The sequence below is a fragment of the Cyclobacterium sediminis genome, assembly GCF_054781075.1.
The window spans coordinates 173,049-197,163 of sequence record NZ_BAAGVC010000010.1; the positions used below are offsets into that span (position 1 = coordinate 173,049).

The window sequence follows — 24,115 nt, forward strand, 5'->3', positions numbered from 1 at the left end:
TTTTTTCTACTTCCCACCGCATTAAGGTATTTGGCATACCTATTCATTACCCAAAGGTGCAACCTTGCTTGTGTATTGACATATATCAACCAAGGGATCTTGGGAACAAATTCATGTATGGCCGAAATAATGTATTTCCCTCCCAAAACCTCTCTAAATTCCAGCCAACCATAATTTGCCCTACTCACCAAGTAGCCTCCGGTAATGTAAAAAAGTTGTCTCTTTTTATCACTTCTGTCCTTAACCCATGACAATTGAAGCATTGGTTTTTTGATAGAAAACAGATAAAAGCTTATCACTTTTTTTTCATCTTCCTTGGCTTTAATTATTGATTTAAAAAAAGTTGGCAACCAAACCTTATATCTATTTGCAGCCCAAAAAGCACTTTTACCACGTAGGTTGGGCATCCTTTGTATGCTTCGCACTGTGTTTTTCTGCGTTTTTAGCAATTTAAACTGTGGCAAAACAGGCTCTTTCTTAGCTTCCAAGGCTATTTTTACCGCTTCATCATAGCTTTGGTAGGAAATATCAGCTGCCTTAAAAGACAATTCATCCGACACTGTCATGGTATGCTTTAGGCTTTCCACCAATGGAGACACCAATTGAGAAGGGCTTTCCCCAAAATACCCTACCCAAAGTTTGGATAGCCCCGGGGAGAAGAAAGGAACGGAAAAAATCATCCGTTTTTTCCCCATTACCACTGAGGTGCGGATCAGCATTTCCTTATAACTCATCACTTCAGGATTCCCTATTTCTATGGCTTTGTCATACACCGCTTCATTTCCCAGACAAGAATCAATAATGGTAAGGGTGTCTCTAAGTGAGATGGGTTGAGTCTTTGATTCGGTCCATTTTGGGCAAATCATAACTGGGAGTTTTTTTACCAGGTTTTTGATCATATCAAAGGAGGAACCTCCGGGACCCACAATTATACTTGCCCTTAAGGCAGTAAGCGCTGCTGACCCAGTAGATAATGTTCGTTCTACCTCCAAACGGCTTTTCAAATGTTGAGACCATTCTTCTTCAGGTTCTCCTTTAGGCAATATGCCTCCCAAATAAATGATCTGCTCCACCGAATTGGCCGAAGCAGCTCTAGCAAAATTATCTGCCAGAAGGAGGTCCGTATCCTCAAAACTCCCTTGATTAAGCCTGGTGGTAGCGTTCATAGAGTGTACCAAATAAATGGCATAATCCACACCTTTTAGCGCCTCTGTAGTGGAGGAGATCGAGTACAATTCCACTTGCCTCCATTCAATTTCTTGCTGAGGATTATCTACTACCTCTTTCCTACTTAAGCCAACAATATGGTAACGGTCCTTGAACCTTTCCATAAACCACCTGCCTATATATCCTGTAGCTCCAGCTATGGCTACAACTTTCTTTCTTTCTAAAGTCATACTTATATCAACTAGTCCCAGCTTAAATTGTTAGTGCTTCTCTAAGTTATTCCTATTTTTGCCTTTATCTTATTTTAAGTATAAAAAAAAACAATAGTTATGCATAAGTTTTTTCTATTCTTGGCGGTGGCATTGACCCTACCAATGGCTGCAATGGCCCAAGAGGAGGCAGATTGGGATGTTTCTCGTCCAAATGGAGATTGGGATTTTGACTGGATTAATTTCACCATTGATGAGGGAACCTGGATGAATCTAGATATTAGCCCGGATGGTAGCACGGTAGTTTTTGATCTACTTGGGGATATTTATTCCATTCCAATCAAAGGCGGTAAAGCAAAAGCCCTTAGAACCGGAATGCCATTTGAAGTGCAGCCTAGGTTCAGTCCGGACGGCAAATGGATATCATTTACCTCAGATGCCGGAGGGGGAGACAATATTTGGATAATGAAAGCTGATGGATCTGAAGCCAAACAAATAACCAAGGAGTCTTTTCGTTTGTTAAACAATGCAGATTGGATGCCTGATGGAAACTTTTTAGTTGCTCGAAAACATTTTACCTCAGGAAGATCTTTAGGCGCCGGCGAAATGTGGCAATACCACATTTCAGGAGGTTCAGGTTTGCAGCTAACCAAAAGAAAAAATGACCAGCAGGATGTCAACGAGCCCTCAATATCTTCCGATGGCAGGTATTTGTATTATAGTGAAGACATGTCTCCGGGAGGAAGCTTTCAATACAACAGAGATCCCAATGGACAAATATATGTTATCAAAAGGTATGATTTCCAAACCGGGGAAATAAAAACAATCACCGGGGGCCCGGGTGGGGCTGCTAGACCACAAATCTCGCCTGATGGAAGCAAGCTGGCCTTTATCAAGCGGGTAAGAACGAAGACCGTGTTATATATTCATGACTTGAAAACAGGTGAAGAATGGCCTGTTTATGACCAACTGAACAAAGACCAGCAAACCGCATGGGCCATCTTTGGCGTTTATCCGGGATTTGCTTGGATGCCTGAGGGGGAAGAATTGGTTATTTGGGCGAAAGGTAAACTCCATCGGATTAACACTTCTACCCGATACCAAAGCATTGTTCCTTTTTCTGTAGATGTGAATATGCCCTTGGCCAAATGGGTTCATTTTGATCACCGTATCGAGCGGGAAGAATTTTCCGTTAAAATGATAAGGGATGTGAGCACCTCCCCTGATGGTCAAAGTATTGTTTTTAGGGCACTGGGTTATATATGGACAAAAAAATTACCCAATGGAAAACCTAAAAGGCTGACCAGCGGTGAAGATTTTGAAGCTGAACCCTCTTTTTCTCCGGATGGTAAAAAAATAGCTTTTGTTACCTGGAATGATATAAATAAAGGTACCATCTTGGAAATTGACCTAAATAGTAAGAAAACTTCCCCTCTTACAACAGAAAAAGGAATTTACAGACACCCAAGCTATTCACCGGATGGTAAAACATTGGTTTACAGAAAAGAGGGTGGAAACCTGGATCAGGGAAGAACCTTTACTAAAAATCCCGGACTGTACCTTTTAAACCTAAATACAAGTAAAGCTAAATTTTTAAATGTTTCGGGAGATTTCCCTAGCTTCACTAAAGATGGTAAAAGAATTTTCTTCCAAACCGGAGGTAAGTTTTTTGGAAACCTGACAAAAAGTTTAAAATCAATTGACCTAAACGGACAAGATGAGCAAACGCACGTTGCCTCTAAATATGGTAACCGATTGGTTCCTAGCCCTGATAATAAATGGGTAGCTTTTATACACCTGCACAAAGCTTATGTATCTCCTTTAGTCCTTAATGGCCAAACAGTTAATCTTGACAACAATAGTAAATTCGTTCCGGTGGAAACACTGGATAAAGATGCAGGATTGTATCTGCATTGGTCAGAGAATAGCGAAACAGTACATTGGGTTTTAGGAGACAAGTATTACAGCTCAAATCTAAGCGACAAATTTTCTTTCTTGGCAGAAGGTGAAATAGCTACTGACATGGAAAAAGAAGGTCTTGAAATAGGGCTTATCACCAAAGTAGATCAACCCAAAGGGAGCATTGCTTTTACTGGGGCTACTATCATTACCATGGAGGGAGAAGAAGTAATTACAGATGGAACCTTGGTAGTTGAAGGAGCTGAAATCCTATCGGTAGGTAAACATGGAGAAGTCCAAATCCCTAAAAATGCACTTGTCTATGATATGAATGGCAAAACCATTATGCCCGGCATGGTGGATGCACATGCCCATATTGGTGCTTTCAGAGATGGGCTTACGGTCCAACAAAACTGGCAATTGTACGCCAACCTTGCCTATGGTGTCACTACTTCTCATGATCCCTCTGCCAATAGTGAAACGGTATTTACATTGGCTGAAATGATCAAAAGTGGCCAATTAGTAGGGCCAAGAGTATTCAGTACAGGATTTATTTTATATGGTGCAGACGGTGATTTTAAGGCTGTTATCAATAAGTTAGCGGATGCTAAATCTTCCATTCGGCGCACAAGGGCATTTGGCGCTACCTCTGTCAAATCCTATAATCAGCCAAGAAGAGACCAACGACAGCAGGTGCTGCAAGCTGCCAGAGAATTGGGGGTCAACGTGGTCCCTGAAGGAGGCTCTACCTTATTCCACAACTTATCAATGGTGCAAGATGGGCACACGGGTATAGAACACAATATTCCAATTGCTCCGGTCTACAAGGATGTAATAGAATTTTGGAAAAGAACTAAGGTGGCATATACACCTACTCTAATTGTAAATTATGGAGGTCTCAATGGGGAAAATTATTGGTACCAATAGTCGAATGTTTGGGAAGATGAAAAACTTCTGCGCTTTACTCCAAGAGGACTAGTTGACGCTCGCTCGCGCCATCGAACCATGGCTCCGGATGCCGAATATGAAAATGGCCATATACTAACTTCCAAGCAGGTCCATTCACTTGCAAAAAATGGCGTCAAAGTAAACTTAGGAGCCCATGGCCAATTGCAAGGGTTGGGCGCACATTGGGAGCTTTGGAGTCTGGTACAAGGAGGAATGTCAAATCATGAAGCTTTAAAAGCGGCCACCATAAATGGAGCAGCTTATATCGGAATGGATAAAGACATTGGCTCCATCAAAGCCGGGAAATTAGCCGACCTTATTATTATGGACAAAAACCCACTGGAGGACATCCAAAACTCCAATTCTATTTCACATACCATGATTAATGGAAGGCTTTATAAGGCAGACACCATGGATGAAATAGGCCATAAAGCAAAAAAGCGTAAGCCTTTCTATTGGGAAAACAGCCTTTTTCATGAAGCTTTCCCCTGGCATGAAAGCATACGAACATATATGCAGAGTGGTTGTGGTTGCCATGCACACACGAGCCAATAATTAATTGGCTTTATCTATAAAATAAAAGGGGTCTTGTTTCAAATATTTGACCCCTTTTTCCCATATGGCCGAGGCCAACATTACAATGCTTTTGGCTTCCAAGATCTTGCCTGTTCTATACTCTGCAGGCTCAAGCACATTCAACAGTCGATCATAACGCTGCTCGTAGCCTTTAAACCCATGTCTTTGATAAGTTTTCTGGATCGATTTCCCGTCAGCAAATTGCAAAATATGGTTTACTTTTTCTCCAAATAAATAGGGTGGAATGATTTTCTCTTCTACTGCATGCATGGAAGTATTGGGTCTCGTACCACAACCCAAGAACAAGACTTTCCCTCCAATAAGAGGTAGTCTGGCAAAAGGTGAATAGGGGCCGCAGGGTGTTTCATCCATAAAATGATCTTTTAAAAGAAAAGTTGCTTTAGCTCCGATTCCACAAACCGAATGGGTTGGATGAATACTTCTTTTTACACCCGGATATGTTCTAAAGAACTCTGTCAGTGCCCCGACACAGGACACTGTGTTCAGTTCATTAAAAACAGGCTGTGCTTTATTCACGGTTTTGTAGGATAAACTAGGCATTAGAAGGGTTCCCTCCTCTCCTATATGCTCGATGAAAGTCTGAACAAAAATATTGGCCCTATCCGGAAACTTACCAATGGAATTAAGGGAAGCATGTACCAGTACATGATCTCCTTTTTTTATTCCTAATAAGGATAAATCCTTTCTTATTTGCTTCACAATATTATTCATAAGCAACATTAAAAAACCAAATCAAGTCCATTTTCACTGTACCCAATATGGTGGACAAAATATTTATGCAAAAAAGTTAACTATTTTGATTGAAATTTAACCTAAACAGGGATAGGGTTTTATTATTAATCAACGTTATAAGGTTTAAAATAGGAACTGATATCAATCAAAAAGCTTCCCGATTTTGCTTAAAAGCAAAAGTAGGGAAGCTTTTATTTAATTTATAGTAATCCTGATTTTCCTTTCGATAGGAAAATCAACGCTCTTACTTATGAATGGTTTATTTATTTAAGAAGGATGAGTACATCCAAACCAATTTTTCTTGCTCGCTAATATAATCACTCATCAAGGCATTGGTACCTTCATCTTCTGCATCGGCAGAAATAGCCAGTAATTCACGCTGTCTTAATATGATGGTTTCAAATGCTCCCAATATGCTTTGCACACCTTCATTACCATCAGAAACATTGCTAACACTTTTGATTTTAGCTACCTTTTTATAATCATCAAAAGTATGAAGCGGAGTTGCACCCAGTGTAAGTATTCTCTCTGCTACTTCATCTACCTTAACCAATAGATCATTGTACAATTCTTCATACTTCATATGCAGTTCAAAAAACTTCTCACCTTTAATGTTCCAATGTAGCCCTCTGGTGTTTTGATAAAATATCATATAATCCGCAAGTAAATTGTTAAGCCCTTCAGCAAGGGATTTACTCTTAGCAACATCAAGTCCAATTTGATTCGTGTTTTTCATTTTGGTTTATTATTTAAAAATTAATACTAAATTTTACTTTGTAAACTGTTCCATGCCCCTCCATTATACACTTCTTTGAATCCCTTTCCTTTCAGTATTCTTTTGGCTGAAGCACTTCTCATACCACTTGCACAACAAGTAATTATGGGCTGGTTTGTATCTTTTAACTTACTCAGATTACTCACTAATGTATCCAAAGGAATATTGGTAGATTTTTTAATGTGTCCACCTTGAAATTCATTTTTAGTCCGAACGTCTATGATTATAGCACCGTTTTTCATTAAATCGGAAAAATTAGCTTTAGGTCCTAAACCAAATATTTGTTTGATGGTATTTAACATTATTTTAAGCCGTTTGAGTTTGATAATAATTAACATCTAACCAGGACCCACCATTGTAACAATCTACTCCCTGATTTGTTAAGTATTGGGTGGCTTGTCCACTTCTTCCCCCACTTGCACAACATAATATTAAGGGTTGTTTCATTGATTTAAGTTCCTCTTTTCTGCTTTCAAGCTCTTGTAAGGGGATGTTAATTGAACCCTCTGCATTGCCACCACTAAATTCAACTGGGGTTCTAACGTCTACTATTGTTCCTCTATTTTCTTTAATTAACTTTTTAAAATCCATTTTAACTCAAGTTTAAATACCTATAATTAATAACAACCTAGACTTGCGAAAAATTGCGCCCAAAGGCATAACCTCACTTGAATTTATACTAATGAATAAAATAGGTCAGAATATATTAATTTTAATACCTATCCTATCAAAACAAAATCCTGTCTCTGTTTGATATTGTAAAGGTGCAAAATCTTGACTCCTTTTTCAGGGACTTTTGTTACATAAGCAATTAAAAGCATCATGTCTAACAAATCCATACCTCCGGAAAATGCCATGGTTTGCGGAATTGTAATGGTAAGCATGAAAATATAGACAGCATTTGTCAATATAAATAGGCCTAAAACCCTTCTCTCAGATAAGTTGGTTTTGATTAAGTTTTGAAAGGTTTCCATTGGTTTTCCGGTTAGTTTGCCTGGGTATAAAAGTATTACTCCATAAGGGAAAATTCGACAATAAATAGCCAAAATAAACTCTTCCCTTCATTGAATAAATGAATAAATTTGAGCTTAAACCCAAACTATAGGCATCTACAGCATAGGTACTCCAAAATCCAAATCTATTTTACCTACTATTCACTCCAAGTCCCACAACCACATTTCCTAATGCTACTTCTTTATAAAATCCAAATGCTTACTCGCTTCATTTATCCAAATTCGCGCAATTAATTCATGGCCGGCCGGCATGGGGTGTACACCATCCCACACCCAATATTTTGCAGGGGCTTTTTGGAGAGAAGTATTAAAAGGTTCCTGTAACCCTATGTGAACACAATTATAATCTATGGCAAGCTGCCCAACCATTTTTTGCATTACTTTCATTACCTCTTCCCACTGCTTTTTTTTCTCTTTTGGCCAATCATCTACTAATAAGAAAGGTTCACACAAAAATACAACAGTGTTGGGAAGTTGCTCATTTGTTTTATTGAGTAAGTTTTTATAATTCTCCTGCCATTCTTCTATAGTATATTCATTTGCAATAATTCTTGACACATCATTCACGCCAATCAAAATGCTCAGTACATCAGGTTTTAGGTCAATGGTATCTTTTTGCCAGCGACCTAGTAGGTCTTTCACTTTATTTCCACTAATCCCTCTGTTATAAAACATTAAATTCTCTTTGGGGTAGTCAAACCACAGGCGGCTGGAGATCAGGTATGCATAACCATGTCCCATAATATGGTTCCAGTCTTCGTTTCTTGTGCGGGCACCATCAGTGATAGAGTCACCTTGGAAAAGGATGGTTAAACCTTTCTCATTAACTATTTTTTGAGTCATTTTTTTGCTGTTTCTTGCCGAAAGGACAGTGGGTAATGTTAGGCCTGCAATGCCCATTAAACTCATTTTTGAGAAAAATTTCCTTCTTGATCCCTGCATTTATTTATTCAATCAGTTAATCTATCCTTAACCCATATATTTTGAGCTAGAAATTATTTTGGGTCTTTTCCGGGCCATTCCCAGTTTTTCAAATCATCACTCCAAGCAACTCCTATAGAGGCATTTTTATCAAAATCCCCTTCTTCCTCTGTGTTTGGTCCAGAACCATGGAAAAACATCAAATACTTTCCATACATTGGATCATCCCTTAAGTCAACCACCGTTCCGGCAGTAATTCTTCCTTTGGCCCATTGCCATTGGTCTTGCCCCAACACAATCAAATCCCCCCAATCTTCCCATTCTTTTAAATTGGAAGAACGTTTGATCCCTATTCCGTTTTCAGGAGAATGAAATAACAGGTATTCATTGTCTTCAGTGAGTACGGTTACATTTTCACCGGAGGCTGTATGACAGCAGTAAGTCCAGTTTTCTAAATCATAAGAATAAGACATGCTCACACCATTTTGCTTATAAAAGCACCACCATTTTCCTTTTTCATTCTTATCTTCCACCAGGTAGGGATCGATCATCCTTCCCATATCTGCTTGACCAACATCAGGCCCTTTTACTTTTAACAGCTCAGGTTCACTCCAATTTTTCAAATCCTTGCTTCGCATAGTATAAACCCGAGCCTCAGCTGTTCCATACATGATAGGGTCCTTTACCCCTAGCCCCGGTCTAGGATAGGTTTGAAGGCTAAGAATCCATTCGTCATTGAAACGTATCACATTTCCCGGACTGCAATAATTTAAATGCTGTCCTTTTGGCGTAATAATTTCACCCGGGCTCCAGTGATTCAAATCTTTTGATTTGCTCATCGCTGTATAGGAATAGATTAAACCCCCTTCTGTTTTAACCAGCGTATAAAACAAATAAAAAACATTCTCATGAAACAAAATGGCAGGATCTCTATAAGCTACCGAATCGTTACCTTTAAATACAATGGGGGATTGAAGTCCTTTTAATACGTTTTCCTGACCTTCTGATCGCTGAGCAAAAAGCAATAAAAAGAAAATTAAAGGAAGTGTTAACCTAATTTTATAAATCATCATCTATATAATACAGGGAAAATTAAATTGGTATTGCCTTATAAGGCGATAAAGACTCAATCTCAACCGACAACTATTTTTTTTGAGAATTAAAACCTACATTACTCCCAAAAGCTATTTTCCGCAGTAAGCACCAAAGGTTGGTCATCTGTTATAAGGATTGTATGTTCGTGTTGGGTTACATAGCCTCCCTTGTTACCTACCAATGTCCAACCATCCATTAATTCTACGGCATAGGTAGATTTGGTAGAAATAAATGTTTCAATGGCAACTGTAGTATTTTTCTTGAATCGATTTCGGTTACTTTTTACCCTATAATTAAGTATATCTTCCGGTTCTTCGTGTAAACTAGCTCCTACACCATGACCTGCGAGGTTTTTAATCACCTTAAAACCTCTTTTTTTAGCTTCACTTTTAATTAAATGGCCTAAATCAGCAATTTTTACTCCACCCTTGATACTATTGATGGCCTTTTTTAAAATTGTGCTGGAAGCATTCACCAAGGGTTGGTGATTGTAAATATCTTCTCCGATAATAAAGGAGCCGCCATTATCTGCCCAAAAACCATTTAATTCTGCAGATACATCAACATTAATTAAATCCCCTTCCACTAAAATTTTATCTATTGAAGGAAGTCCATGTGCCATTTCATGGTTGATACTGATACAGGTATACCCGGGAAAATTGTAGGTTTCATAAGGAGCAGATTTGGCCCCAAAACTTTCTAAGATTTCTCCTCCATATTGATCCAACTCCTTGGTAGACATCCCCACCTTGGCATAGGCTCTCATTAGTTTGAGGGTAGTTCCTACAACCTCACTGATTTTTTTCATACCGATTAATTCGGCTTCCTTGGTTATGGACATTTTATTTTATTTTCTTTATCATTGTCAAAAATCATTTGCCTTTTGGATCTAAAATTTACCGAACCACTAATGGGCTTTTTTCTCTTCACTTACCAATTTAAGAGGTAATAGAACTGTAAATATACTTCCTTTTCCCACTTCACTTGAAACCTTTATTTCCCCTCTCAATTTGTTAACAAACTCATAACTAAGTGATAAACCTAAGCCTGTTCCTACCTCGTTAGCTGTACCTAGCAGTGTTTTGGTAGTATAAATATCAAATAGGTTATCTACTGTTTTCTGACTCATCCCAACTCCATTATCTTCAATAGAAACCTTTGCAAAGTTCCCTTTTTGATCAGCCACTAAATTAATTTTGCCACCCGTATTTGTAAACTTTATGGCGTTTGATATCAAATTTCTAAGTATAATTTTTAAAATATTTTGATCTGTGTATATTTCACTGTCGTGTTTACATTTAAAATTCAATTTAATTTCTTTAGAGGCAGCTAGTTTGTTCTCAAGTAAGATCACTTGTTCAATGGTTGAAGATAAAGTGACCTTTTCCGACTTGATATTGAGTTCTCCGGTTTGAGATTTTGCCCAATTGAGCAAATTGTCCAACAAAACAAGGGTCTCCCTTGCAGTAGCATTAATAATGTCGATGTATTTTTCTGATTGCTTGTCTTCAAAACTATCTGATTTTTTTTGAAGCAAACTTGAAAGACCAATGATATTGTTGAATGGACTCCTTAAATCGTGCGCAATGATCGATAATAATTTATCTTTGGTAGCATTAAGTTTTCTATACTTCTTTTCATTTTCAACCAATGCATTTTCTGCGTTTTTCTTGTCAGTAATATCACGGATAGCCCCTACCAAATAGATTTTACCATTTGAATCAATAAATCGTGATTTTCTGGTTGAAATGATTTTTGTTGTATTATTAATGGTTAACGTTTCTTCATTTATATTTTCAACGCCTTCGTTAATTACTGCCTTATCAATTTTTAAAAAGCTTTCCCTTTCTTCAATAGGAACATTTTCAGCAAGGGTTTTACCAATAATTTCATTTCTGGAAAGTTGAAATAGCTTGCAAAAGGCATCATTAACCAATAGTAATCTGCTTTGGTCATCCTTCACGAAAACGGAATCGCCCATATTATTAAAAATAGAAGCGTTAGGGACTACAATTTCATCCTGGAGATTTGTAGTATCAAACAATTCAGATTGCTCATTTTCCCCATCATGAAATCCATTGGAAAGTAATTTCAGCTTCTCGTTTTGCTTTTTTAATTCACTTAGCTGAATTTCTAATTCTTGACGTGTGGGTTTTTCCTTCATAGATTAAGTTCTGAATAAATGAAAGCTTCATTTAAAGTAATGTACCAAAGAGGTTTGACCTTTTTCATTTCATAAAAATTCCCCGTAGGAAAATAAGTTTTATACAAATATTACCTCTCGAAAGTAAGAACTTCTAAATTAATTAGATCCTATCTTCCTCAAAACCAGAAAAAACCAATTAAAAATTAAAGTAAACATAATTTACTTTAAAATCAATCTAAAAATTACATAAAAATAGTAACCATACATAATTTCAACCATTAGGGTATAGCGGTTAACCTTTTTATCTTCAGCTTTAAGAAAGGGGTACAAAAAATGAGGTAAATTGACCGGTAAATAAAATTTAAACTCCTAAATTCATGAGATTCAATCCAAATTTCTCAACAATTTCTCCTTCCTTTATGGAAGAAGAATGAATAATAAACAAACTTTTTCAAAAGAAGGATCATTTCCAAATCGGTTAATACAAACATTTTTAAATTTTTAATAATAACAAATTTTCTAAGTTAAATATACTAAAAATAAGGACTATAACTAAGTCTATGTTAATTAAATAAATTTATTCTAGTTATACTTACGATATAACATAAAATTGAGTGGCTTAAATCTATTCAGATAAAAAATATTTTTTTTTAGCTCTCCTTTAGTATCTTTCCTTTTTAAACCCAAATAAAACAATTACCATGAAAAATTTTAAATTCCAATACCTAGTCTTAAGCCTTTCAATATTAATGGCATTCACCATTATTTTCCAATCTCAGGCCCAAATGCAAGCACCGGCTCCGAGTCCTGCTAGTTTTGTTTCTCAAAACGTAGGCTTTACCCAAATAAGTATTTCCTACTCGTCTCCCGGAGTAAAAGGAAGAACGATTTTCGGTGACCTAGTGCCCTATGGTAGCCCGTGGAGAGCAGGTGCAAATGCACCAACCACTATTGAATTTAGCACTTCTGTGAACATAGGTGATAAAACACTTAATGCAGGAAAGTATTCAGTTTTTATTACTCCTAACCAATCTGGGAACTGGACCATACATTTCAACAACAAAGGCAATGCTATATACGCTTATATGCAAGACGGTAAAGTAAATACCACAGCCCTTACAAAAGATGATGCTATATCTCTAAGTACGAGTCCGATAAAATTAATGGAAACTCAGGAAAGACTTTCGTATTCAATATCCGCAGGGGACAATAAAGTGGCGAAAGTCACCTTTGCATGGGAAAATGTTAAACTTACCTTTGATATAGATACTCAAGTGGATCAGAAATTGGAGGATTTCAATGCTGTATTTAACTAAAAATAAATCGTAACTAAAACAGAACCTCTTTAGAAAAAAGGTCCTCTTTCAAGAGGACCTTTTTCTTGTCCAAGCTTTAACCTGCAATAGGCAAAATCCTGCTGTTAAATGCTAAAATCGCTTCAACATCAACCACTTCGTTGTTGTTTTCAGTCTGATCATCTGATGCTGAATTAAAATCTCTAAGAAGGCTGATATTCTTATCATTGGAACCGCCATATCAAAAACCTTACTGAATGCCTCAGTTTAAGCAAAATTTAGCATTGAAAACAAGTTTATAAATAGATAGTCAATCTTTATGAGTTGAAAATTAAACCGGAATTATAACTTCAAAAGCTGAATATTTCCCTACTTCTGAATCTATTTTTAATACACCTCCCATTCCATCAATAAGGTGTTTTACCAATGGCAACCCAAAACCATAGCCTTGCTCACCTGAGGTACCTTTAGTAGTTTTACTTTCGCCATTCATTATTTCCTCGATTTGATCAGCAGTCATACCTCTGCCGGTATCATTAATTTTTGCTTTTAATCGATTACTATAATTTTTTTCTTCAAGACTAAGTGAGATGCTTACACTTCCTCCTTCAGGTGTAAATTTGATGGCATTGGAAATAAGATTTCCCAAAATTTGTAACAATTTTATTTTGGAAAATCTTGTTTCTAAATTTTTACTTACTAATTCAACTGAAAACTTAACCTTTTTCTGTTCGGCCTGAACACCATACAAATTTTTTAATTTCTCTTGCAATACTTGAAGGTTATACTCATTTTGAAGGTTCAATTGTTTTGGTGCTTTTTCTTTGGCTTTTGTTGAAAGTATCTGATCAGCAAGCTCTAACAGTGATTGACTACTGCTTTGGATTACCTTAATAAATTCCAAGACATCTTCCAATTGATTATTGGTCCCTTGATCTTTGATTATTTGGGCCAAGCCAATTATACCACCAATTGGCCCCCTAATGTCATGAGCCACCTGCTCTTGTTTTTCAATTGATTCCTTTACTTTAGATTTCAATTCATTTACAGATTTGATAATGTCCAAGCGGTTTATGATTTCCTCCGCAATAATTTTCAAAAGATCTGCTTTTTCGGGAGTAATCGTTATATCCTTGGTATCTAACACACATAAAGCACCAAGGTTATGCCCTGAACTTGTTCTCAAAGGAACGCCGAAATAATACCTTAAATTCGGATCGTCTTCTACATAAAACTTATGTTTGAATCTTTCATCTTTTGAAAGGTCTTTTATTTCAAGAGATTGATCACCTTGAATGGTGTACTGACAGACTGAGTCCTCTTTTGGCAGTTGCATAACAGGCATTCCTACCCCTGCCACACTCCACTGTGTTACTGCATCAATAAGGTTTACGAGGGAGATATTAGTCCCGGCCACTTTAGCTGCCAATTTGGTAAGATCCTTTAATTGACCTTCTAGTTCAATCGTATCCAAATCATAATCAGCCAAAGCCAATAATCTTTCAAATTCATTGGGGTTGTTTGGACTTTCCATAAAAGTATCTATATAAATTTCTAGAAATATAATAGAAAATGTACTATCAACCTACATTACATGGCCTTACAGTTCATTTTTTCTTATTTCTATAAACAATAAAAGTGACTTAATGATTATTTGCTAAGGTGAAAATTAATTGTTTGTACCTTCAAGGGTTTTGCCTTCAAAAGCAAAATTCATTAAAATTTCTGTGAGGTATACTAGGCCTTTAAACCATCATTCAATAATGATTTTAATACACAAAGCTTAAAGCATAACCTACATGAAACTTATCATAAGTTAGGCTTTATGAAAATCACTTGTGCTACTTCCTCATTTGCTTAAAATTTACCAAATCCCAATAACTAAATTCAGTATCTTCACTTATCATTTGGTCTGCGGCTTTTTTGTACTTTTTGTTACCAAATTCATAGGCTGCGGTATTCAATTGATCCTTTATAAGTTCCGGCTTAAGTGGTTTAATTTGTTTATAAGGCCATTCATTTTTGGCTTTGGTATAATTGAACAAAAAGTCCATGCCCTTCTGTATACTTCCGCCTTTTTCATTAACAGTATCCCAAATATTGATCCCCACTTTTTCACATGCCTGGGCATAATACATAATCGCAAGCAAATTCATGCTACTATAATTCCATGAAATGGTCCTCGCAAGCTCTGCAGGTTGACTACCATCCTGTTCAATCATTTCTTCCAAAATTAAAGGTAGCCCTGCTTTCGCCAAACTATCAGCCCTTTCTGTCTGACCCAAATAAAGCGTGAGAGGAATAGTCTGGGCAAAATACCAGGTAGTATGGTTATTTCCATGAACCGCTTCATCCTTCCCATGCTTGCTATTGACTAACCATGAAACATATGCAGCCAACCAATCCGTCATTCCTTTGTCTATTCCTTTATCCCAATGTTCAGACGCAGAAAGCACCTTTAATATATCGGGCAATACAGCCATTCTCCTGGTGTCTATAATGCCTATACCTCTCCCCTCAGTCCTACCCGGAATTCTTTGAGCATAATTTAAATTGGGGTTCATTAGTGTTGCTGAGTCGAGAAACCATGTGTTGATTAATTGTATTGCATATTGGGCATATTGCTCATTTTCGAAAAAGTAATAAGCCTGACTTAAGGTATACAAAGACTTCATTAAAGCTCCAATTTCATTGTGGTCTTTGTAGTCATAAAATTCCGGATTGACTTCCCCATCTCTTCTAATATAAGGAAGCCCGTCCTCTTTTTCCGGGTCAGGCCACCAATAAGGTCCCATGCTGGTGTAATCATGAATGTCTCCACTTGAAGGTAATTGCTTTTTATGTACTACTGAAAAGGGACCTGTTTGCAAAGCCTCATCAGCCTCCTTTTTCAACTTTACCATTTCAGGCAAATCCAAGGAAGTGTCGGAGTTTTGCTTTGCTTTTTCTAAAACAGCTCTCTCCCAAAGGATAAATTCCTTCTGTGCCCAGAGCAAATCAGAAGAAACCAAGACCAAAGCAAAGATAAAAATAAGGGCAATTTGATTTTTTTGGGTAATGCTCATTTTGGAAATTTCGGGTTTAATTATTGTCTTTAAAACTAACCAGAAAAAGAATAATATAAAAGAAAGAACTTACCGAGAGCCATACCTATTGTTGTAAGCTTATAAAGCTTTGGAAATCCTTTCTTTTATAAATTTATATGTGATAATTAAATTTGGGTAAATATTCATGCTTTTGAGGATATTATGAGGCTCAATGAGCAAGAACTGCCTCCTCTTATTCGAGAAAAATAGTCATGAAGTATAGAAGTCTCATGACTTTTTTTGGCATCACTTTAAAGCTGAAACCGGCAATATAAAACGTCGCTCAAAAAAACCGTAACCATATTTCAGGATGATACTGTCTTCTTTACTAAGCGATAGTTCCTCTTCACCTACGTGCAATTTATTTCCCTTGAATTTTAGTGATCCTATTAATTGTGTAGACAGCGGTGAAGCATCTTCCAAACTCATCCACAAACTATCTCCGGCCTGATTGGCCACCTTTAATTTGACCCTATCTGTTTGACTATAATCAAAATTAAGTGGGGCAGTAAGTGCTACTGTAATATTGCCATTTCCTGCTCTCTCCAAAACTATATCCGTATAATAATTGGCCATATAGGCCATGCTCATATTGAATGCAGTATTAAACTGAACCCAGCCTTCCGTCCAACCGAGGTCTCCTACCTCAGGGAAATTAGGGTAATGAAAGGATTTCGGCGATCCGTCAAATACAAACTGTACCTCATCCAATAAACCTATCCCTCCTCTATGCCTGCTGTACCAACCAAGGTCGACTCCTTCCACCTCTTCAGGCCCCTTATAGGAAAATTGACGACCGGTAGGGTTTCTTCCAAAGGCATTCTCAATATGAGACCATGCAAGCATTTCCATATCCCTAATTAAATCCTCATCTGATAGAATCTCGCAAGCGGCAAAAACAGCAGCCGGAAAACCCAATATATTTCCGGTTTCATTCCATCCGGGTGGAGTCCATTCTTCCTGACTGTACTTTCTAAAATCCCAAAGGTTGTCGGATCTATCCAACATCAATTGCGCCCATTCTGTTACTTTTTCAGGTATGCCTTTAGGTGATCGCTCCGGAAACTGATGGTAGAAGTAAGCAAAGGCTCGCATGGTCATATGCTCAGACATTCTTTGCCCCTTGGTGGTCATTGGATCTTCCCAATCCAAATGCTTTATCATCCACTCCATTTGATTAAAGGCAGCTTCAAAGTACTTATCGGCACCAACATCACCTTCACGTGTGGCCACCTCATACATCATAAGGTTTGGTATCACAGAAAAACCCGGAGGCATTTCCCCTTTGGTTGTTCCCAGTTGCGTTTTCAAGGATAGCAGATTATGCCCTATACTCTTATTGTATTGAGAAAGGGAATGCTTAGAAACCGCTTCTTTTTCCCAGTTGTCCTTGACATATTGATAAACCATGTCAAAGTTTTGCTGAGGAAGCCATTTTTCAATATACGGCCAAGCATATAGAAAATGTGCCAACTCTGCCTTTTGCATTTCATGATCCAACTTTTGACTAATTTTCACATCAGCATCCCAGTGCATCAACTGAACGATGTCCGGAGTATCCTCGGCAAAGGGTTCCAACTTTCCCCATAGTCCCCTGTACTTTTCAGGAAAATCATCATTGGAAATATAGTGGCCTTTTCTTTCCATCCGCTCGTAAGCCTCGGGATTACTTAGGTACATGGCTACCAGACTTTGCATGGACCAGTTGAAAAAATCACCATCTCTCCATGCAAAACTTATCTGCCGAATATCATCTACTGTCCCCACATAATGACGAGCTCCCAACATAAAATCAATCATATTTCTATAGGTTACTCTTTCAATCCAGTTGGCACCAATCCGAAAAGGAAAGGATTCAAGTCCATTTATTTTCACCAAAAACTCATCTTCACTTAATGGATTGAAATTTGAGAAATCCCCTTTTTCGCCGAATACCTTTCCTGTAAATTCTACCTTTCCATTCTTAGTATTAACAATAGTAAATGAGGTATTGTCTTTGACTTCAGGTGCAGTAAACCGTTTGCTTCTGTAAAGGTTATATCCACTTTGATTTACGAGTATCGGCTTGTTCTCCATGCCACTGGTATCAGCATATTTTTGCCCCAACAATTGCACCTCATTCAGCTGCATCATTCGCCCATCCATTGCTAACAACCTTACCCTATCTATCAGTTGAGGCTTCTTTAATTTCACCTCCACTTTATGTGCAGAATTATTGCTCACCTTATCAAATGTTCTCCACTCTCCATTGAGTAAATACTGCAAATTAAAAGCTTCATTGGGCACTGCCGATGGAGCAAAATTTACAACTACGTTCAACACTTCTGTGGCACCCGGAAACTTGAAAACTATCCAGGCATTTTCATCATCAACCCGACTGCTCCAATGGGTCTCTGAATCCCCATCAACAGCAAGTTTGGGCTCATGATTTTCTTCAGTGGAACTACTGCTTGCCTGAGCAGAAAAAGACAAATTGTTCTGTGCATTTGCAGCAAAACAGCAAAGCCAAAACAGCAAGGCAAAAATCCAATTTTGTACTGATTTCAACTTTTTATATTCCTTCATTTTCATAAACATACTATACCAAATAAAGCCACCGGAACATGTTCGTGTTTCTGTTTAAAAGATAACTTCAATTGATCCGTTTCAATTGGATCATTGAATTTAACCGACACAACAGTTTGATGATTATCTTCAATAATTGCTAATACTTTTCCATGTCCATCACTGATTTCAATCTCTCTTACGCAGAAAGGTATTTCATACTCAGGATGGCCCATTAGGGTGGACTCTAGCGCATGATCAAAATCAGTATCAAAATACAGATTTAAACAACTAATAATCTGATGCTTATCCCAAACCAATTCAATGGAAGGGTGAGAATCATTTAAGCAGGCTGCCCAGGCATTGGTAGCCGTTGTTGGTCGAAACACACCATTCACTAAATATTTTGTTGAATAAAGGTCAATAGTCTTAGAAAACTCAAATCCAAGGTTATGTCCTTCAGGTCTTCTTTCCGGCAACCAGAAGTCAAACGCCTCAATACCAATACCTTTTGGAGGATCTTGCCTGCTAGAGGTAGCTACCGCTTTATTGAATTTTTGGAAGACTGTGAGCAGTCCTGTGGCTCTTGTTTCAGAACACCTTATCGACACCTTATCATTGGCTTCAAAGGCCACAAAATAATATTCTGAATTTTCTATATTAACCTGTAAATCAATGGTTAAATACTGTTCACCTAAAGTTAATTCAAACTCTTTTTTAGCCAAAATAGTCTCCGGGCTAAAGTTACCTTTCTTTTCACTTTTTAACAATGACACCACTATTTTGGTATTTTCATTCGCTTTAAATTGAAATTTCATAGCCGGAAATTTTCCGGGTGAAAGCGGTAACATTTGTGCGGCTGCAAAGGTCAAAGATTTCCAAGGTCCATCGAAAGCCAGCCCCGACAATTGCATGGTGGATGAAGCAGAAATCTTAGCCAATGGGGCCAAGTCTTCTTTCAATCTCAACGCATGATTTGGGATGTATTGACCCTGCAAAACCAAGCGATCTTTTAAGGCTTCTATCCTACCCTTCTTAAGGATTTCTGAAGGGCTAATTTCCTCCTCTTTGCAAAGCACTGCAGCCATGGCTACGGCCTGTGCATTGTGGGCACAAGTGGCCATTACTCGACTCGATCCGAAGGCCACATGACTGGCACTAATGATCCTGCCGGTGAGAAAAAGATTGCTAATATTTTTGCTGTACATGGTACGGTAAGGGATCTGATAAACGCCTTTGGTTTGCCATTGGGTACAGCCCGGTATTTCTCCATAAACGCTATCCGCAGGATGCAAATCCAAAGCCCATCCACCAAAGGAAATGGCATCCTCAAAAACACGTTGTTCTACCAAATCTTTTTGAGACAAAATATAATCTCCTTCAAATCTTCGGCTCTCCCTTTTACCGGGAATCGTACCTACCCATTCTAAAGTATGGGTATCCACTTCGGGATATTCCCCGGAATTTTTCAGGTGATTCCAGATGCCATATATTACCCGCCAAAGTTCCCATTTTATTGTTTCTGATTCGTGGATGGTGTCTTTCCTCCCACCGTATTCCACCCACCAAAGTCTACAACCATGATCCTTCAAATTGAAGGATTTGAATCTTGGCAATTCATCTATTTCTGTATTGGCATATTGGGGGGCAACAAAACGAACCGGCTTGCCTGTGTCCTTGCTATAGAAGTAAAGGCTGTGTCCCAATAGCTCGCCGTATTGGTGATCGGGAGCAAATGCCTCGTCGAATTCATCAGCAGATTCTGCTCCCATTCGGAAAGCTGCCCCTGCCATAAAACTCATGATGCCGTCTCCTGACCCATCCACAAATAATGGTGCTTTGAGTTTATATTGGATGGAATTCTGACTACAAAAGGCCATGACATGGTCGATAGAGTCATTTCCTTTCTTTTCTAAATCATACATGGCCGTATTCAAAAGAAGCCTGATGTTTGGCAGTGCTGTCACCTTTTCAATAAGGATGGTATCCAATATCAAAGGATTTCCTTCAGGGTTACGGTATAAGTTCTCCAGAAGAATTTCATCGATAACTCCTCCTTCCCTCGCCCAACGATTATTATTACCCATATGGGATGTTGCACCGAGAATCCATAAGCGAATCTCAGATGAGCCATTGCCACCCAATACGGGCCTATCTTGCACCAACACTACATTGACACCTTGCCTTGCTGCTGTGATCGCACAGCAGGTTCCTGCAAGCCCTCCTCCTACAATTACAAGGTCTGAATCAATGTATTCAGTTTTAAGCGCTCGCTTCTCTTGCGTATAATTTTCTTTGATCATTAATTTTACTGAATTCAGGTTTTTACTTTATATTTTGAGCTTTCGCTTGTTTACTTGAATAATGGACAGCATAATATCCCAGGAGAAAAATTAGCGTCCCCATGATAAAAAGATAAATGCTTCCTCCTCCTCCCCATATCCCAAGTCCAAAAAACAACAAGCCAATGCCAATAAATGCCCAGCCCATTACTTTATAACCATAGGTATTTTGAATTTGACCATCATTTAAACTCTCAGTCAAACCACTCCTTTTGTTCCTCTCTAAATAGTTTTCATATTGCTTGAATTGCGGATTTTCAACTTTACCATAAATTTCATACAAGGCCAATAGTGCAATAGGTAAAAACACCCCTACGATCATTTCACTGCTTCGCCCCAAGGAAAAGGAGAATAAAGCCGGGGAAATAAATTTGAAAAAGAGGTTGATTAAAAGACTCAGTCCGGTAACTACTAAAATGGAAGTTCCTGTTTGCCTTTTAGAAAAAAGTCCCCAGATAGCGGGAGCATATAATGCCCCGCCCGTAACAGCCCCAATACTTAATACCACTTCCACTATACCTCCTGCGAGCGGTACCATAAATGCTACAGCTATGGTGCCCAAGCCAAAGAGTAGTGTTGCTATTCTGGCTACTTTCATCAGGGTCTTAGGTCCGGCCTTTGGGTATAGAGGCTGGTAAACATCATTGGTCAAAACTGCAGCAGCAAGGTTCAGAGAAGTGTTTACTGAGCTGGCTGTGGCAAAGATCATTCCTCCAAGCATTAAACCCAGCATTCCCACCGGTAACACACTCATGCACATTCTCAGGTAGGCTCCCTCAGTTTCTAAGCCAGTCAGACTGGGGTCCAAAACCCGATAAATCATAGGGGGCAACATCCAAATCAATGGACTAATTAAATACAAGACCCCAAAAAGATAGCCCACCTTACTCGCTGAGCTTTTATCTTTCACGGAAGTATATCTTTGCACATAAGCCCAATTGCCACCGATAAAAATGGTATTGTACCCAACAAATGCCAAAATGAACCAAAAGGTGTACTCTCCATTGAATAGATTAAAAAACGTGTCAGGCGCTTCAGCAATAAATTGATTCATACCTCCTACTTTTTCCAAAGAAAGTGGTAAAACAATCAAAACTGCTGCAGTAAGAATGACAAACTGTAGGACATCAGTGACGATAACCGCCCATAGGCCTCCCACTGCTGTATATAGCATAATCATTCCTCCCAACAGCAAGATGGCATAATAGATATCAAAACCTGTCACCACATTTAATATTTTTGCAACCGGATAAAGAAACGCACCGGTATAACCTAAAGAAAGAACTAGGAAGATGAAAGTGTAATATTGCTGTACCTTTTTGCCAAATCTATTGGTAAGGTATTCAGCAACGGTAATGGATTGTGTTTCTTTCCATTTTGGTGCCAGGTATTTTCCAATCAAGAAACCACTAATACACATGGCCATTTGAATAGTGATGGCCACCCAACCCCATTCATAGGCTATAGAACCCCACACCACAAAAGTTCCTGCGGAAAAAAAACTCATGAATAAAGACAAGCCGCTAATGGACCAGGGTACTGCTCCTCCAGCAGCGAAAAAGGATTTCATATCTCCACCTTGCCTTCCAAAAGACAAGCCTGCTCCGAGAATAATCAGGGTAAAAATAAAAATGGTTAGGTAATCTAATTGATGCATACAAGAATGAATAATGGGCGAATACTTATTGATTAAAGGCTATTAGGGCATTTACAAAAAACCTATTCTATAATTTAAAGGTAAAAGTAAAATTTAAACTTTTACCCTGATTAAGTAATAGGAATCAAGCATAGCATCGCTATGGCAAAATTGAAAACAGCAGTGAGGTGGCGGATTTTGGAGTAATTGATTGTCTATTGCATATCTCTTGTTTAACGGTAATGATTTTCCCACAGCCTTTATGGGAATTCTTTTACTAAAATGGGGCCTGACTGGTTGATTAAATAGGCTGAAGTGGCCTCTCCCGGCATTTCCCCTCGCTTCCAATTTAAAAGTGTACCATCTAAAGTAGCTTTATTGGGGGTGGGCTTATTGGGGATATTATCCCCTGTTTGATTGGTCCACCTTGTTAATAAAACCCTCATTTGGTGGACAAGTGCCCTGTTTTCAGGGACATAAATGACATTCTTAAGATTATGCGGATCATCTTTGGTATGGTAAAGCTCCTCAGCCGGCTGGGGCAATAAGGTGATTAAATACTGAGCAGCCGTTAGTTGGCCTTTTTCGTGCATGTTCCACAACTCTTTTGCTGCAGGAAAAGCGTGAGGGTCTGACTCACCCGAAAGGTTCCGCTTATTGGGCCAGTTGTTTCTAATGTAAATCCAATCCCCCATACGGACCATCCTTTCATGCATGCTGTACCGGTGCCAGTTTCGTTCAGCAAAAGCCACATCCCGAACAACGGCAGTGTGGTCTTTAAAAACTTCAGTAAAGCTAATACCTTGAACGCTTTCAGGAGCTTCTAAACCGGCAAGTTCCAAGATTGTTGTAGATAAATCAATTGCGCTGACAAGAGCATTGGTCCTGCCTTGTTTGACTTTCGGCCCCGCAATGAGCAAAGGTGTTTGAATACCGTTTTTATACAAGTAGGTTTTGCTTCTGGGAAAAGGCCTGCCATTGTCAGAGACAAAAATTACATAGGTATTTTCCATTATCCCTTGAGCTTCCAGTTCATTCAGAACCAATCCTACATAATGGTCCAGCCTACTGATTTCATGGTAATATCCGGTGAGGTCCTCTCTTGTAAGCGGTCCGTCATACATATAGGGTTGTACCTCTACTTGCGAAGGAAGGTAAGTGCGGGCTTTATCATTGACTTGCCAGTCTCTGTGGGCATCATGGGAGGCAAACCAAAAAAAGAAAGGCTGGTCTTTGGGACGGTTTTTTAGGTGAGGCAACCATTTTTCACTACCTGCAGGTAGGCCATCTGAATGCGTTACAAATCCCAATTGATCGGGAGCTGCCATGTGGTTTTTACCCGATAAAACTGTATGATAACCTGATTGTTTTAATTCCTGCACAAAGGTATTTTGACCGGAAGGAAGAGGTACATGAATTTCAGGAGCTCCGGTATTGTGTGGGTACCTACCGGTAATCATGGATATCCTACTGGGAGAACAAGAACTTGTCGTCAAATAAGCATTGTCAAATACCAACCCTCTCATCGCAAGCTTTTCCAGATTTGGGGTATCAATCGATTGATTGCCATAAATGCTTAGGTCTTCGGCTGAAATATCATCAGTGATGATAAAAACAAAATTCGGAGGCCTATTATTAGCTGAAGCAGTATATGCCCCAAACAAAATCAAGGATAAAAGAATTGGTATTTTACAATAATTCATTTTTGAA

Annotated in this window: 19 protein-coding genes and 1 pseudogene; 4 read left to right on the forward strand and 16 right to left on the reverse strand. The window is 38.4% G+C overall.

Annotated features, from left to right (window positions below; all coding sequences use genetic code 11):
• Positions 1–30 precede the first annotated feature (30 nt).
• A complete protein-coding gene (locus ACYVHJ_RS12170; protein WP_460515437.1) occupies positions 31–174 on the forward strand; it encodes a hypothetical protein in 144 nt (47 codons plus the stop codon).
• Positions 175–1,025: 851 nt separating this feature from the next.
• On the opposite strand, the pseudogene ACYVHJ_RS12175 reads toward ACYVHJ_RS12170, so the two are convergent.
• Positions 1,026–1,397, reverse strand: a pseudogene (locus tag ACYVHJ_RS12175) (NAD-dependent epimerase/dehydratase family protein); the annotation flags it as partial.
• 99 nt (positions 1,398–1,496) lie between these two features.
• On the opposite strand from ACYVHJ_RS12175, the gene ACYVHJ_RS12180 reads away from it, so the two are divergent.
• Both ACYVHJ_RS12180 and ACYVHJ_RS12185 read left to right on the forward strand, forming a co-directional pair.
• Positions 1,497–4,202, forward strand: a complete 2,706-nt coding sequence (locus ACYVHJ_RS12180) for an amidohydrolase family protein (protein WP_460515124.1) — start codon at positions 1,497–1,499, stop codon at positions 4,200–4,202.
• A gap of 78 nt (positions 4,203–4,280) precedes the next feature.
• The gene (locus tag ACYVHJ_RS12185) at positions 4,281–4,778 is read left to right on the forward strand and encodes an amidohydrolase family protein (RefSeq protein ID WP_460515126.1); all 498 of its coding nucleotides are present in this window, start codon (positions 4,281–4,283) and stop codon (positions 4,776–4,778) included.
• On the opposite strand, the gene ACYVHJ_RS12190 is transcribed toward ACYVHJ_RS12185, so the two are convergent.
• The 9 genes from ACYVHJ_RS12190 to ACYVHJ_RS12230 form a co-directional block, all read right to left on the reverse strand.
• Positions 4,779–5,531: an AAC(3) family N-acetyltransferase gene (locus tag ACYVHJ_RS12190; protein ID WP_339905406.1), complete on the reverse strand. Its 753-nt coding sequence runs from the start codon at positions 5,529–5,531 to the stop codon at positions 4,779–4,781.
• Positions 5,532–5,811: 280 nt separating this feature from the next.
• On the reverse strand, positions 5,812–6,288 hold the full coding sequence (locus ACYVHJ_RS12195; protein WP_339905407.1) for a Dps family protein: 477 nt from the start codon (positions 6,286–6,288) through the stop codon (positions 5,812–5,814).
• 26 nt (positions 6,289–6,314) lie between these two features.
• Entirely contained in the window at positions 6,315–6,629 is a 315-nt protein-coding gene (locus ACYVHJ_RS12200; protein WP_460515129.1) for a rhodanese-like domain-containing protein, read from the reverse strand.
• 4 nt (positions 6,630–6,633) lie between these two features.
• Entirely contained in the window at positions 6,634–6,918 is a 285-nt protein-coding gene (locus ACYVHJ_RS12205; RefSeq protein WP_460515131.1) for a rhodanese-like domain-containing protein, read from the reverse strand.
• Between the two features lie 128 nt (positions 6,919–7,046).
• Positions 7,047–7,301, reverse strand: a complete 255-nt coding sequence (locus tag ACYVHJ_RS12210) for a hypothetical protein (RefSeq protein ID WP_460515133.1) — start codon at positions 7,299–7,301, stop codon at positions 7,047–7,049.
• A 213-nt stretch (positions 7,302–7,514) separates the two neighbouring features.
• Positions 7,515–8,183, reverse strand: a complete 669-nt coding sequence (locus ACYVHJ_RS12215; protein WP_460515135.1) for an SGNH/GDSL hydrolase family protein — start codon at positions 8,181–8,183, stop codon at positions 7,515–7,517.
• Between the two features lie 152 nt (positions 8,184–8,335).
• Positions 8,336–9,334, reverse strand: a complete 999-nt coding sequence (locus ACYVHJ_RS12220; protein WP_460515137.1) for a glycoside hydrolase family protein — start codon at positions 9,332–9,334, stop codon at positions 8,336–8,338.
• Positions 9,335–9,432: 98 nt separating this feature from the next.
• Positions 9,433–10,197 (reverse strand): type I methionyl aminopeptidase, encoded by a 765-nt coding sequence (gene map, locus ACYVHJ_RS12225; RefSeq protein ID WP_460515139.1) that lies wholly within the window; start codon positions 10,195–10,197, stop codon positions 9,433–9,435.
• Positions 10,198–10,263: 66 nt separating this feature from the next.
• A complete protein-coding gene (locus ACYVHJ_RS12230) occupies positions 10,264–11,520 on the reverse strand; it encodes a two-component system sensor histidine kinase NtrB (protein ID WP_460515142.1) in 1,257 nt (418 codons plus the stop codon).
• 683 nt (positions 11,521–12,203) lie between these two features.
• On the opposite strand from ACYVHJ_RS12230, the gene ACYVHJ_RS12235 reads away from it, so the two are divergent.
• The gene (locus tag ACYVHJ_RS12235; RefSeq protein ID WP_339905791.1) at positions 12,204–12,818 is read left to right on the forward strand and encodes a DUF2911 domain-containing protein; all 615 of its coding nucleotides are present in this window, start codon (positions 12,204–12,206) and stop codon (positions 12,816–12,818) included.
• Between the two features lie 310 nt (positions 12,819–13,128).
• On the opposite strand, the gene ACYVHJ_RS12240 is transcribed toward ACYVHJ_RS12235, so the two are convergent.
• The 6 genes from ACYVHJ_RS12240 to ACYVHJ_RS12265 form a co-directional block, all read right to left on the reverse strand.
• Positions 13,129–14,331, reverse strand: coding sequence for a GAF domain-containing sensor histidine kinase (locus ACYVHJ_RS12240; RefSeq protein WP_460515144.1), 1,203 nt, complete (start codon positions 14,329–14,331; stop codon positions 13,129–13,131).
• Between the two features lie 307 nt (positions 14,332–14,638).
• The gene (locus tag ACYVHJ_RS12245; RefSeq protein WP_460515145.1) at positions 14,639–15,862 is read right to left on the reverse strand and encodes an alginate lyase family protein; all 1,224 of its coding nucleotides are present in this window, start codon (positions 15,860–15,862) and stop codon (positions 14,639–14,641) included.
• 267 nt (positions 15,863–16,129) lie between these two features.
• Positions 16,130–18,448: a discoidin domain-containing protein gene (locus ACYVHJ_RS12250; protein WP_460515147.1), complete on the reverse strand. Its 2,319-nt coding sequence runs from the start codon at positions 18,446–18,448 to the stop codon at positions 16,130–16,132.
• 2 nt (positions 18,449–18,450) lie between these two features.
• The gene (locus ACYVHJ_RS12255) at positions 18,451–20,730 is read right to left on the reverse strand and encodes an FAD-dependent oxidoreductase (protein WP_460515149.1); all 2,280 of its coding nucleotides are present in this window, start codon (positions 20,728–20,730) and stop codon (positions 18,451–18,453) included.
• Between the two features lie 22 nt (positions 20,731–20,752).
• Positions 20,753–22,426: a sodium:solute symporter family protein gene (locus ACYVHJ_RS12260; RefSeq protein ID WP_460515151.1), complete on the reverse strand. Its 1,674-nt coding sequence runs from the start codon at positions 22,424–22,426 to the stop codon at positions 20,753–20,755.
• A gap of 239 nt (positions 22,427–22,665) precedes the next feature.
• The gene (locus ACYVHJ_RS12265; RefSeq protein ID WP_460515154.1) at positions 22,666–24,108 is read right to left on the reverse strand and encodes a sulfatase family protein; all 1,443 of its coding nucleotides are present in this window, start codon (positions 24,106–24,108) and stop codon (positions 22,666–22,668) included.
• Positions 24,109–24,115 lie beyond the last annotated feature (7 nt).